Consider the following 12,412-nt stretch of genomic DNA (forward strand, 5'->3'; position numbering starts at 1 on the left):
CTTTCAAAACCGCAGACGGTCGGCTGTACGCCCTGACTAAAAATCCTTTTTGGGCAGAACGAACATCTGCTGATACTTTTCGACCTCTGAATCAAAAGCCTCTCCGCTGGTCTTTACGGTTCTCAGATACTCGTGCGTTTCAAAATTGTCGTCGTTTACCTGAATAAGACAAACCGCGATGTTTGAGCAGTGATCCGATACCCGCTCCAGATTGGTAAGCAGATCGGTAAAGATGAATCCCAGCTCTATCGTGCACATACCCTTCTGAAGTCTTTTAACGTGTCTGCTTTTCAGCTTTGTCTGAAGCTGATCCACGACCTCCTCCAGCGGCTCCACAAGATATGCGCTGTAAAGATCCTGCTCGGTAAACGCCTTTACCGCAAGCTCGAGTATTTCAGTCACGGCGCTGCATATGACCTTAAGCTCGCTTACCGCCTGCGCCGAAAACTCTATATTCTTATCGCGCTTTTCCTTGGCTACCGCGACGATATTCTTAGCATGGTCAGAAATACGTTCAAAATCGCCTATAGTGTGCAGCAGCGTCGCAACGGACTGCGAATCCCTGTGAGACAGATCGGCGCTTGAAAGCTTTACAAGATATGTTCCCAGCCTGTCCTCGTACTTATCGACAAGCGACTCCATGCCGTTGATCTGCTCCGCCTTGTCGTCGTTGTAGCCAGCGAGCAGCTCGATGGCAAGTCCTATCGAGCTTTTCGCAATATCAGCCATATTTGCCGCAACTGTCCTGCACTGCTCGATAGCAAAGGACGGCGACTGAAGGAATCTGTCGTCAAGCAGCTTGAACTGATCCTCCGCCCTGACGCTTTTATCGTCCGCGTTGTCCCTTATGGTAAGGTACGCAAGCTTTTCAAGCTGATTTATAAACGGAAGCAGCACTATCGTTGTAGTAAAGTTGAATATAGTATGTACAACGGCGATATTTCCCGCCCCTACCGTATCGTCTACAAACGAAAAGCTGAAGATCATATTCAGTATATAGAACACCGTAAGGAACAGCAGCGTACCGATTATATTGAAATAAAGGTGCACCACCGCGACCCGCTTGGCGTTCTTGGAAGTTCCTATGGACGAAATGATAGCCGTAATGCAGGTTCCTATATTCTGTCCGAGAATAATGGGAAGAGCGGCGCCGAAGGTTATGGCTCCGGTTGAGGAAAGCGCCTGAAGAATACCTACCGAAGCGGATGACGACTGAATTATCGCGGTCAGCAGAGCGCCGGCAAGCACTCCGAGAACCGGATTCTGGAACATTGTCAGTATGTTTGCAAATTCCGGAACGTCCTTCAGCGGCTCAACAGCGCCGGACATCATATCCATGCCGAACATAAGCACCGCGAAGCCCATCAGTATCGTTCCTACGTTCTGCTTCTTATCGTTCTTTGAAAGCATAACGAGAAAAACGCCTATTATCGCGAGTATAGGCGAAAATGACGACGGCTTGAGCATCTGTATAAAAAAGCTGTCGCCCTCGACTCCGGACAATGACAGTATCCACGCCGTTACCGTAGTTCCGATATTTGCGCCCATTATTACTCCGATCGCCTGACGAAGCTTCATCAGACCCGCGTTTACAAATCCCACAAGCATTACCGTGGTCGCCGACGACGACTGGATCACAGCGGTAACGCTTAAACCAAGCAAAACGGCTTTAAGCGGGTTGGAAGTAAGCTTCTCGAATATCTTCTCAAGCCTGCCTCCCGCCAGCTTTTCAAGAGCCGTACCCATGACGTTCATTCCGTAAAGAAAAAGCGCCAGACCTCCGACCAATGTGAGCACCATAAAAATGTCCATAAACAACTCTCCTGATTTTACAATTCCGACGTATTATTTTATCTCAGTTTTACAATCACTATTATAAACGCCAATTGTAAAATTCCCAACTCGCCAATGTAAAATCGGTGTAAAATCAGGTAAAGTATATATGAATACGGATCACATGATCCTCTTGGATTTATGAACTCCGGTTATAGAAAACAGCACCCATTCGGCTATGTTTACGGCGTGATCGCCTATTCTTTCAAAGTATTTCGCGATCATAACGGTATCGACTGCCTGCTCGCCCTTCGATTTATCTGCCGCTATCTGCTCGATAACCTTGTTCTTTACGAGGCTGAACAGATCGTCTATATCGTCGTCGGCAGCGATTACGGCTCCGGCAAGCTCCTCGTCGTGATTGACATAAGCGTCTATGCTCTGCGAAACCATCAGCGCCGTGCCTCTTGCCATCTGCGAGATCTCATCAAGCTCCCAGCTTTTCTTCTGGGCGATAAGCGTAATGTTGAGCTGCGCGATATCCGCCGCCTGATCTCCTATCCTCTCCATATCGGTTATCATCTTCAGAGCGGTCGAAACTCTCCTGAGATCGTCGGCAAAAACCGGCTGGTACTGCAAAAGCAGCTTTAAGCAGAGCCTTTCTATTTCCCGCTCCAGATCGTTTATCTTTGAATCGAACTCGACCGTCTGACCGGCAAGCTCGGTGTTCTGCTCCTCTAAGGACTTGATCGACATCGCGATTATCTGCTCCACAAGAGCAGCCATATTCATAAGCAGTATGTTAAGCTGGCTAAGCTGTTTGTCAAAGCTTTCACGCATATTAAAATCCTCCTTACCCGAAACGTCCGGTAATGTAATCAAGCGTTTTCTGCTGCGAAGGCGAGCTGAATATCTTTTCGGTCGTATCGAACTCGACTATCTCCCCGTGAAGGAAAAACGCCGTTTTGTCCGAAATTCTCGTCGCCTGCTGCATATTGTGCGTAACTATTATAATAGTATAATCGTTTTTGATCTGCTGACAAAGCTCCTCGATCTTTATTGTCGAGATAGGGTCCAGCGCCGAGGTCGGCTCGTCCATCAGTATTACCTCCGGCTTTACCGCCAGCGCCCTTGCGATGCACAGCCTCTGCTGCTGACCGCCGGAGGTGCCCAGCGCCGATTTTTTCAGCCTGTCCTTGCACTCCTCCCAGATCGACGCCTGCCTCAGCGAGGTTTCAACTATTTCGTCAAGCTCCGCCTTTTTCTTTATTCCGTGAGTTCTGGGGCCGTACGCGATATTGTCGTAAATCGACATGGGAAAAAGATTAGGCTTCTGAAAAACCATTCCGACTCTTTTTCTCAGCTCGGTAATCTCAATATCCTTGTAAATATCCTGGCCGTCCAGCCTGAAATCGCCTGTGATCCTACAGCCCTCCACCAGATCGTTCATTCTGTTGAGAGATTTGAGCAGAGTGGATTTTCCGCAGCCCGACGGACCTATAAAAGCGGTTATCTCCTTGTCCTTTATCTCAAGGTTTATATTTTTCAGCGCCTGAAAATCTCCATAGAACAGGTCGGCTTTTTTTATGTCAAATTTTATAGGCATAGCTTATTTCTCTCCTTTTGAAAGCTTTCTGGCAACCAGAGATGCCAGACCGTTAAGCAGCAGAACCGTCACAAGCAGAACGACCGCGGTCGCGCTGGCCTCGTTCATATGCAGACCCTCGTTTGAAAGGGAATACATATGTATGGCAAGCGTTCTTCCGGAATCAAACAGTCCGGGTATCTTTGCCACCGTTCCCGCGGTATATATCAATGCCGCCGTTTCTCCTACGATACGTCCTACCGCCAGAATTATTCCTGAAAGGATACCGCTCATCGCGGGCGGAAGCACTATCACGAAAATCGTCCTCAGCTTTCCGGCTCCGAGTCCGTAGCTTCCCTCTCTGAAGCTGTCGTCAACCGCCTTCAGCGCCTCCTCGGTTGAGCGTATGATAAGCGGAAGCACCATTATCGCCAGCGTGCAGGCTCCCGCCATAAGCGAAAGCTTCCATTTCAGAGCGATAACAAAGAACATATTTCCGAAAAGACCGTATATGATCGAAGGTATGCCGGAAAGGGTTTCCGTGGTAAGCCTTATCCATTTGACAAGCTTGTTTCCTTTTTTCGCGTACTCCACAAGGTATATAGCGCAGAATACGCCCAGAGGAGCGGCGATAAGCAGCGCTATGCCCACCATTTCAAAGGTAGTTATTATCGCCGGCATCATCGACGCGTTCTCGCTGGTGTACTTCCACGCGAAAAGACTGGGCTTCAGATACGGAACGCCCTTTATAATAACGTATCCCACGATGAGAAAGAATATGGCGATGGTGATCGTTACCGCTATTTTTGTAATTACCGAAAAAACCAGCGACATAGGGTGCGCTTTATACGTCTTCATTTTTTCACTCATAGATCAGCGCTCCTTTTTTGAAGTAATAACGTTGAACAGCAGATTTATCAGGAGAATAAACACGAACAGCACAACTCCTGTAGCGATCAGAGCGTCGTAATGCAGTCCCGTAGCATAGCTCATCTCGATTACTATATTGGCGGTCAGCGTTCTTACTCCGTCCAGCACGCTGCCAGGAAGCCTTGGCTGGTTTCCGGCTATCATAATGACCGCCATGGTTTCGCCTATAGCGCGTCCGACGGCAAGTATCACGCTTGCGAGAATACCCGACTTTGCGGCGGGTATTATAACGGTACACACCGCTCTTTCATGAGTAGCTCCCAAAGCGAGCGCGCCCTCATAATAGCTCTCCGGCACCGCCTTCATGGCGCTCTGGCTCATTCCTACAATTGTAGGCAGGATCATTATTCCCAGCAGGATAGACGCCGTAAGAATACTGTTGCCCCGTCCGTTTCCGCCGAAAACGTTTCTGATAAGCGGAACTATTACTATCATTCCGAAAAAGCCGTATACTATAGACGGTATGCCCGCCAGCAGATTGATGGGCGGCATAAGCCATTTGTACAGCCTTTTAGGGCAGAACTTCGCCATGAACACCGCCGTCAGCAGCCCTATCGGAACGCCGACGATAATAGCTCCGGCGGTAACGTAAAGGCTTCCGACTATCATAGGAAATATCCCGAAGCTGGGGTTTGAATCCCTGGGCTTCCACGACGTTCCGAGCAGAAAGTCGGAAAGTCCGATTTCTCCGATGGCAGGACAGCCCTTTATAAACATAAAAGCGCATATAAGTACGACCGCGACGATCGAAACGCAGGCGGAAATAAAGAATACAGCTCCCATGGTCTTTTCCGCAAACCTGTGCAGACCCCGCCTTCCGGCGCTGACCCCTTCCGTCAGCTCCGCGGTCCTTTTGTTTTCAATATCCGTAATAATCACTCCCGATCAAATCCTGAACGCCCAGCCGGCGGCAGCCTGATTCGCCATACCGCCGTACAGCGAAATGCCCCGCCGCTTATGAGGCGAGGAGGCATATGCCGCGGCGTCTGAGGTCCGCTTTTATCAGCTAACTATAAAAAACTCAGCGTTTTCCGTCAATATTATTTCACATCGTCCCATGATGTGGTTTCGCCTGTATAGATCGCTCTGATCTGCTCAACCGAAAGATCGTCGACTTCATTGTCCTTGTTTACGATAACCGCTATAGCGTCCTGCGCGATTACAACGCCGCTTACTCCGGTTTCGTCTGACGAAAGCTCTCTTGAAGCCATTCCAATATCGCAGGTTCCGTTCTGCGCGGACTTTACGCCTGTTGACGAATCCGACTGCTGAACCTCTACGGTTACCTTCGCGTTTACCTTCTGATATGCCTCAGCAAGCTTTTCCATTACCGGGGTTACCGACGACGAGCCCTCTACGACTACCTTTCCCTCCGCTCCGTTCGAGGAAAAAGCCTCCGCCGATTTGTTTACGGCAATATAGTCCTTGCCGATGATCTCCTGACCCTCCTTGCTGAGAATGTAATTCTCAAAGTCCTGAGCCGCTTCCGAAATGCCTTTTTCGCTGAGAACGATATTGAAAGGTCTTACTATAGTATAAGAGCCGTTTTCAACATTCTCCGAGGTCGCTTCAACTCCGCCGACCTTTACCGCCTTTACCGTATCGTTAAGAGAGCCTAACGATACATAACCGATAGAATTCTTATCTCCTGCGACCTGAGTCAGAACTACGTCGGTGGACTTGCAGATAGCTGCCTCAACGGTAGTCTTATCCGTCTTGTTTCCGTCCGCGTCCTTTTCTTCAACTCCCGTAAGCTCAATAAAAGCTCCTCTTGTTCCGGAGCCGTCCTCTCTGGAAATAACCGCGATAGTGTTGTCCGAACCTCCGCATGAAGCAAGCATTGAAGCCGAAAGCACAGCAGCCGCGATCACACTTAAAAATCTTGTTTTTCTCATCATAATAAATACCATCCTTTTTTCCGTTTATGCCGACCCCTGCGGCATACGCTCCTTGAGAGCCTTTGTTGTTTTATTTTTATTCAGCTGACGTAATTATCATACTACCCGTTTGTAAAAACGGTAACCCAATGTATGTAAAGAACGCGTAAGATGTTTGTGCCGCTTTCAGCGCCGAAGGCCTTCCGCCCTCAATGAGCGTCACGCTATATATAAAAATATGAAACCTTGTAAAATTTCATAAATCCCTTGACAACCGTATTTAGCAATGCTATAATGCTGTTAATTTAACATAAAAATTTACTCTGAAAATCACTTTACAATTTAAAAAAACGGAGGTTTTACAATGAAATTTTCATATTCCTTTACAAGAAAAGCCTGCTATACAGGATATATTACGCAGGCTGTAGTAAATAATTTTGCTCCGCTCCTCTTCGCGGTGTTCCAGAAAAGCTTTGATCTCTCGGTTGCCCAGATCGGTTTTCTTGTGGCGTATAATTTTGCGGTTCAGGCAGCGGTGGATTTTCTTGCCGCAGGCTTTGTGGATAAGATCGGAGTACGCAGATGTACCGTATTCGCTCATTTTGTGACGTCGGCCGGACTGATCCTGATGGGCATACTGCCCTTCGCGCTGAATAACGGCTATGCCGGGCTTCTCATCGCGTCTACCCTGTGCGCCGTCGGAGGAGGACTGATCGAGGTTCTTATCAGCCCGATAATCGAAGCTCTTCCAAGCGGCAACAAATCCGCCGGAATGAGCCTGCTTCACTCCTTCTACTGCTGGGGACACGCCGGAATAATTTTAGTTTCTACCCTTTATTTTAATATATTCGGAATTGAAAATTGGCAATATTTATCATTTACCTGGGCAATAGTGCCTTTCCTGAACGCGTTCGCTTTTATACGCTGCCCTCTCTGTCCGCTTGTTGAAGAAGGCAAGGCAGTCGGTATAAAAAAGCTTGCCGCGCGTAAGCTTTTCATGCTGTTTCTCCTTATGATGCTCTGCTCGGGAGCGGCGGAGCAGGCCATAAGCCAGTGGACGTCGTATTTTGCCCAGAACGGTCTGCATATTTCAAAAACTGCCGGAGATCTTATAGGAGTATGTCTTTTCGCTCTGCTTATGGGAACCTCAAGAGCGCTTTACGTTAAAATATCGGAAAAGATCCCCCTGAAAAAATTTATTGCCCTGTGCGCTTTGCTGTGTATGTCGGGCTATCTCGCAGCCGTATTCTCACCCGTACCTGTGCTTTCGCTGATCGCCTGCGGTATCTGCGGCTTTTCTGTAGGAATAATGTGGCCCGGCGTCTACAGTCTTACGGCGCAAGCCTTCCCTTCGGGCGGAACGGCAATGTTCGCGCTGCTTGCCCTGGCAGGCGATATAGGCTGCTCCGCCGGACCCGCTCTTGTGGGGCAGGTATCCCAGCTCAGCGGAAGCCTCAAAACAGGTATCCTGTGCGCCGCGGTATTCCCTCTGCTGCTTTACATATGCGTAAAGGTCATATCCGTCCATGAAAAGAAAGCGATGATAAAAGCATAAAAGCTGAATTTTAAGGTCTGCCGTAATATGGCAGCAAAACAGTGTAAAAAATATTTGAAAACCACTTGAAAAGAACTGTGAAATATGCTATCATTTAAATTGAATGATTTTATCACAAATTTATGACAGACCTGCTTTGCGATTATCAAACGGGTCTGACAGCAGCGTACCGCTGGTATTCACAGCTTCGCGCTGCTTTCAAAGAACTTTGAAAGGGCAATTTTTCAATGGGAGAGCCAAACAAAAGCAAGGAGCTTAGAAAAAAACGCGTCCGTCTGCAGCAGTACACTATTTCGGTATGCTGTCTGGCGCTTATGGTTTTTATAATGGTGTGGGTCGTCAACGTCGCTCTGACCGGCAGAAACATACAAACCGCCGAACCGTCCTCCTCGCGGTCCGAGCAGGCTGACGTCAAGGATTCGTCTGTAAAAAAGGACGATTCGGAAAGCAATACCGGAAACGAAAGCAAAAAAGCCGACGACTCCGGCGATTCAGAAGCCGCGGTGGAATCTCAGAGCAGCGGCTCAGAGGAAAGCGGCGGGGATTCTTCAGCGTCCGAGATCAGTGACGATTTCGCCGACGCCGTATTTATCGGCGATTCCCGCACAGTAGGTCTGGGAATGAATACCGACCGTCCGAAGGCTACCTTCTACGCCTCTACCGGTCTTAATGTTGATACCATAGAAACCAGCGAAACCATAATTCTTGACAACGGAAACTACGGAACGGTCTACGACGCCCTTAAACAGAAACAGTTCGGAAGGGTTTACGTAATGTTCGGAATAAACGAGCTGGGCTGGCCTTACCCCGACGTTTTTCAGGAAAAATACGAAGCTGTGATAAATAAAATAAAGGAGCTTCAGCCGGACGCCGTCGTCTATGTACAGTCTATACTTCCCGTTTCCTCGCTGGCGCTCAGCACAAACAGCGTGTTTACCAACGAAAACGTCGATAACTTCAACCTCTATGTTCAGAACGCCGCCGCAAATACCGGCTCGGTATATCTGGACGTGGCGTCCAGCCTGAAGGACGAAAACGGAGCGCTTCCCATTGAAGCCTCAACCGACGGGATACATCTTATCAGAGAATACTGTATGAAATGGATGGATTATCTCGCCGAAAATTCATAAAATCAGAATTTCTATTTATAATAAAATAAAATGTAAAAAGGAAAGGAACTAAAGACCATGAAACTCAAGAAAACACTTTGCGCCGTAATCGCGGCAGTATCGGTATGCGCGGGAGCAATGACCTCCTGCTCTGATTCGGACAGCTCGTCAGCAAACGGAGATTCGGCTGCGGCGGTTCAGACCGACGTGACCAAGAACGTAACGGAGATCGCGGACAAGCTCAGGTCAGACATTGCTTTTGTCGATACCCTCAACGAGCTTTCGCCTGAAATGGTGGAAAAGCTTATAGGCGTTTCTCAGGACAAATATACCGCCGGAAAGGTCTACATCGGCTCAGGCGGAGCTACCGCGGAGGAGATCGCCTGCTTTGAAGCCGCCGACGAAGCCGCGGCCGCCGATATAAAAGCCGCGCTTGAAGCGAGAATAGAGGCGCAGAAAAAGGCGTTTGAAAATTATCAGCCGAAGGAAATGGACAAGCTCGGCTCGCCCGTACTTTCCGTACAGGGAAAATATGTGTTCATGTGTATCTCTGACGACAACGCCAAGGCTGAGGAAATAATCGGCGGATAAACCTCCCGCCTTAACGGGAGCCGCGCGTATTCTTACGAAGCCTCTGCCGCAGAGCTACGGCGGAGGCTTCAGGAAAAACGCGCTTTGAATCCCGCGATTTAGCGATATAGGACATAAATTATAATCGGAGAATAAAAATCTATGGTTTTCAGTAGTACGACATTTTTATTTGCTTTTCTGCCGCTGGTGCTAATAACCTACTTTATCGTCCCGCGCGTCTTAAAAAACGCAGTTCTGCTGGTTTTCAGCCTTGTGTTTTACGCATGGGGCGAACCTGTTTATGTGCTGCTAATGCTGGCTTCAATAACGGTAGCTTACGTTACGGGAATCTTTGCGGATAAAAAGCGAAAGCCCGGCTGCGAAAAAACGGCTTTTATATTCATGCTGCTGGCAGTTATCTGGAATATCGGGCTGCTGCTGTTTTTCAAATACGCCGACTTTTTTATTTTAAACGCGAACAGCCTGTTCAATACAGGCTTCAAGCTGCTGGGGCTTACCCTGCCTATAGGTATTTCCTTCTACAGCTTTCAGACCCTTTCCTATGTTATCGACGTATACCGGGGAGAGGTCAGGTCGCAGAAAAACTTTCTTAACCTTGCTACCTACGTTACCCTTTTTCCTCAGCTTATCGCAGGCCCTATAGTAAGGTATCAGACTATCGAGGATCAGCTTAATTACCGCAGGGAATCGCTCTCACAGTTTTCAAGGGGAATAAAGCGTTTCGCGGTCGGTCTGGGCAAAAAGGTCATACTCGCCAACAATATAGGCGCGCTTTTTGCCGAGATATCCGCGGCTTCTCAGTCCGAGCTGAGCGTCGTTTCAAGCTGGCTGGGAATACTGGCGTACACCTTCCAGATATACTTTGATTTCAGCGGCTATTCCGACATGGCGATAGGTCTGGGAAAAATGTTCGGCTTTGATTTTCTTGAAAACTTCAATTATCCTTACATCTCCAGATCCATCACCGAATTCTGGCGCCGCTGGCATATCTCCCTATCGACATGGTTCAGGGATTACGTTTATATACCGCTCGGCGGAAACCGCAGGGGTATCGCAAGGCAGTGCCTTAATATAATGATAGTATGGTTCCTTACCGGCTTCTGGCACGGCGCGAACTGGAATTTTATCTGCTGGGGGCTTTATTTCGGAATAATCCTGCTGTGCGAAAAGCTTTTTCTCGGCAAAGCGCTGAAAAAAGTTCCCGCTGTTATCCAGCACATCTATTCGCTGCTGCTTATCATCGTCGGATGGGGAATTTTCGCCTATGAGGATACCTCGGCTCTCATACAGAATTTCAAAAATCTGTTCGGCTTCGGCGGTCTGGAATTTTTCAACGACAAAGCGTTTTTCTGGCTTGCAAACTACGCCGTAACCTTTATAGCGCTGATAATAGCCTCAACGCCCCTGTTCAGAAAGCTGGGCGAAAAGCTTACGCTCAAAGCGCCGGTATTATACGGCTGTATTCTTGAACCGGCGGCGGCGGCGCTTCTTCTCATTGTATCCGCGGCGTATCTTGCCGGCAACTCATTCAATCCGTTCTTGTATTTCCGATTTTAGGAGGCGGCTGAAATGGACGAAAAAGCAATTAAAAGAGAAAACGGCTCCGAATCCGGCGGTTCGGGCGGCAGGGTCGCTGACATCATAATGCTTTCGGTATTTTTGATCTTTATATTCGGCTTCACGCTTGCTTCGATCATCGCCAAGGACAGGGAGTTTTCCGAGATGGAAAACCGCAATCTTGCCCAAAAGCCGGAGTTTTCCTTCAAAAATCTGAAAGAAGGTAAATTTACCGGCGATATCGAGAGCTATCTTTCCGACCAGCTTTTTTTAAAGGACGCTCTTGTTTCGCTGAAAACCGACTGTGACAGGGCGGCTTTAAAAACAAGCATGAACGGGATTTATTTCTCTGACGGCGGCTATCTTATCCAGCAGTATACGCAGGATATGGAGCAGATAAACGAAAACATAGGCTATATAAACGACTGGGCGGAAAATATCAGCTGTCCTGTAGACTTCATACTTGTTCCCGACGCTGTTTCCGTTCTTTCAGACAAGCTTCCCTCCAGCGCTGTAAACGACGATCAGATGGGAAGCATGGCGGCGATAGCCAGTATGCTCAGCCCGAAAATTTCCCTGTACAATCCGTATCAGGAGCTTAAACAGCTTTCGGACAGCGGCACGCAGGCATACTACAAAACCGACCACCACTGGACGAGCGAGGGCGCCAAGACGGTTTACGACTGGTATATGAAGTCCTCCGGTCAGGAGCCTTCCGGCATAAGCTACGGTGTTGAAACGATAAGCGGCTTTTACGGCACGCTTTATTCAAAAGCTCCCTCCGCCTTTACCGAGCCTGACGAGCTCCACATCTACAGCAATCCCGACGGGGAATACACAGTCGAGCGCACCAACGACGGAACGGTGACCGACAGCCTGTACGACCGCTCGTTTCTTGACAAAAAGGACAAATACTCAGCCTTCCTGGGCGGAAACTTCGCGCGGCTGAAAATAAGCTCCAACGCCGCCTCCGATGAAAAGGCGCTGATTCTGAAGGATTCATACGCAAACGCGATAGTTCCCTTCCTTGCGGACAGCTACTCGGAAATAACCATGATAGACCTGCGCTACTATCACTTTGCCGAAAACACCGTATCCGAGCTGATAGATAAATACGATATTGACCGCGTCATATTGATATACAACATGGACTTTATAAACTCCGACCAGAACTTTATCTGGCTGTCCTAGGTCTTGGCGCGGACGGCGGTCCTGGCGCGGACAGCGCAGTTCGCGATCCGCTCGCAGGCTCGCTTCGTTTTGTGCGGACGGTAAGTTTGCCGCCGCAAGTCATGGTTAGTATTTAATTAGAATATCTACAATCCTGGCGCGGACGGCGCAAGTCGCGATCCGCTCGCAGACTCGCTTCGTTTTGTGCGGGCGGTAAGTTTGCCGCCGCAAGTCATAGTTAGTATTTAAATGGGGTTATATTATT

General features: G+C 48.6%; 11 protein-coding genes. 5 read left to right on the plus strand and 6 right to left on the minus strand.

Annotated features, from left to right (window positions below):
• Positions 1 to 36: 36 nt before the first annotated feature.
• The 6 genes from EIH25_RS05475 to EIH25_RS05500 all read right to left on the minus strand — a co-directional run bounded on the left by EIH25_RS05475 (position 37) and on the right by EIH25_RS05500 (position 6,186).
• Complete coding sequence (locus tag EIH25_RS05475) at positions 37 to 1,812, minus strand: Na/Pi cotransporter family protein (protein ID WP_124099351.1); 1,776 nt, start codon at positions 1,810 to 1,812, stop codon at positions 37 to 39.
• A gap of 141 nt (positions 1,813 to 1,953) precedes the next feature.
• Positions 1,954 to 2,613 carry a phosphate signaling complex protein PhoU gene (gene phoU / locus EIH25_RS05480; RefSeq protein WP_124099353.1) on the minus strand — a complete coding sequence of 220 codons (660 nt, stop codon included), beginning with the start codon at positions 2,611 to 2,613 and terminating at the stop codon, positions 1,954 to 1,956.
• Between the two features lie 13 nt (positions 2,614 to 2,626).
• Complete coding sequence (gene pstB / locus EIH25_RS05485) at positions 2,627 to 3,379, minus strand: phosphate ABC transporter ATP-binding protein PstB (protein WP_124099355.1); 753 nt, start codon at positions 3,377 to 3,379, stop codon at positions 2,627 to 2,629.
• 3 nt (positions 3,380 to 3,382) lie between these two features.
• Positions 3,383 to 4,228, minus strand: a complete 846-nt coding sequence (pstA, locus tag EIH25_RS05490; RefSeq protein WP_124099357.1) for a phosphate ABC transporter permease PstA — start codon at positions 4,226 to 4,228, stop codon at positions 3,383 to 3,385.
• A 3-nt stretch (positions 4,229 to 4,231) separates the two neighbouring features.
• Positions 4,232 to 5,071 carry a phosphate ABC transporter permease subunit PstC gene (gene pstC, locus EIH25_RS05495; RefSeq protein WP_164489179.1) on the minus strand — a complete coding sequence of 280 codons (840 nt, stop codon included), beginning with the start codon at positions 5,069 to 5,071 and terminating at the stop codon, positions 4,232 to 4,234.
• A gap of 257 nt (positions 5,072 to 5,328) precedes the next feature.
• On the minus strand, positions 5,329 to 6,186 hold the full coding sequence (locus EIH25_RS05500; RefSeq protein WP_243113089.1) for a substrate-binding domain-containing protein: 858 nt from the start codon (positions 6,184 to 6,186) through the stop codon (positions 5,329 to 5,331).
• A 343-nt stretch (positions 6,187 to 6,529) separates the two neighbouring features.
• Between EIH25_RS05500 and EIH25_RS05505 the strand changes: the two genes are divergently transcribed.
• The 5 genes from EIH25_RS05505 to EIH25_RS05525 all read left to right on the plus strand — a co-directional run bounded on the left by EIH25_RS05505 (position 6,530) and on the right by EIH25_RS05525 (position 12,168).
• The gene (locus EIH25_RS05505; RefSeq protein WP_124099359.1) at positions 6,530 to 7,720 is read left to right on the plus strand and encodes an MFS transporter; all 1,191 of its coding nucleotides are present in this window, start codon (positions 6,530 to 6,532) and stop codon (positions 7,718 to 7,720) included.
• Between the two features lie 227 nt (positions 7,721 to 7,947).
• Positions 7,948 to 8,850, plus strand: coding sequence for a GDSL-type esterase/lipase family protein (locus EIH25_RS05510; RefSeq protein WP_124099361.1), 903 nt, complete (start codon positions 7,948 to 7,950; stop codon positions 8,848 to 8,850).
• Positions 8,851 to 8,907: 57 nt separating this feature from the next.
• Positions 8,908 to 9,420 (plus strand): DUF4358 domain-containing protein, encoded by a 513-nt coding sequence (locus tag EIH25_RS05515; RefSeq protein ID WP_124099363.1) that lies wholly within the window; start codon positions 8,908 to 8,910, stop codon positions 9,418 to 9,420.
• A gap of 141 nt (positions 9,421 to 9,561) precedes the next feature.
• Complete coding sequence (locus tag EIH25_RS05520) at positions 9,562 to 10,977, plus strand: MBOAT family O-acyltransferase (RefSeq protein ID WP_124099365.1); 1,416 nt, start codon at positions 9,562 to 9,564, stop codon at positions 10,975 to 10,977.
• A 12-nt stretch (positions 10,978 to 10,989) separates the two neighbouring features.
• Entirely contained in the window at positions 10,990 to 12,168 is a 1,179-nt protein-coding gene (locus tag EIH25_RS05525) for a DHHW family protein (RefSeq protein WP_124099367.1), read from the plus strand.
• Positions 12,169 to 12,412 lie beyond the last annotated feature (244 nt).

Origin of the sequence: Ruminococcus sp. Marseille-P6503, from assembly GCF_900604945.1 — a bacterium.
Lineage (GTDB): Bacteria > Bacillota > Clostridia > Oscillospirales > Ruminococcaceae > FB2012.

Bases quoted from the DNA above. Each gene is read 5' to 3' on its own strand.
- EIH25_RS05525 (WP_124099367.1), top strand. From the start codon at position 10,990: ATGGACGAAAAAGCAATTAAAAGAGAAAACGGCTCCGAATCCGGCGGT.
- EIH25_RS05475 (WP_124099351.1), bottom strand. From the start codon at position 1,812: ATGGACATTTTTATGGTGCTCACATTGGTCGGAGGTCTGGCGCTTTTT.
- EIH25_RS05505 (WP_124099359.1), top strand. From the start codon at position 6,530: ATGAAATTTTCATATTCCTTTACAAGAAAAGCCTGCTATACAGGATAT.
- pstB (WP_124099355.1), bottom strand. From the start codon at position 3,379: ATGCCTATAAAATTTGACATAAAAAAAGCCGACCTGTTCTATGGAGAT.
- EIH25_RS05520 (WP_124099365.1), top strand. From the start codon at position 9,562: ATGGTTTTCAGTAGTACGACATTTTTATTTGCTTTTCTGCCGCTGGTG.
- pstA (WP_124099357.1), bottom strand. From the start codon at position 4,228: ATGAGTGAAAAAATGAAGACGTATAAAGCGCACCCTATGTCGCTGGTT.
- EIH25_RS05510 (WP_124099361.1), top strand. From the start codon at position 7,948: ATGGGAGAGCCAAACAAAAGCAAGGAGCTTAGAAAAAAACGCGTCCGT.
- EIH25_RS05515 (WP_124099363.1), top strand. From the start codon at position 8,908: ATGAAACTCAAGAAAACACTTTGCGCCGTAATCGCGGCAGTATCGGTA.
- phoU (WP_124099353.1), bottom strand. From the start codon at position 2,613: ATGCGTGAAAGCTTTGACAAACAGCTTAGCCAGCTTAACATACTGCTT.
- pstC (WP_164489179.1), bottom strand. From the start codon at position 5,071: ATGGGAGCTGTATTCTTTATTTCCGCCTGCGTTTCGATCGTCGCGGTC.
- EIH25_RS05500 (WP_243113089.1), bottom strand. From the start codon at position 6,186: ATGATGAGAAAAACAAGATTTTTAAGTGTGATCGCGGCTGCTGTGCTT.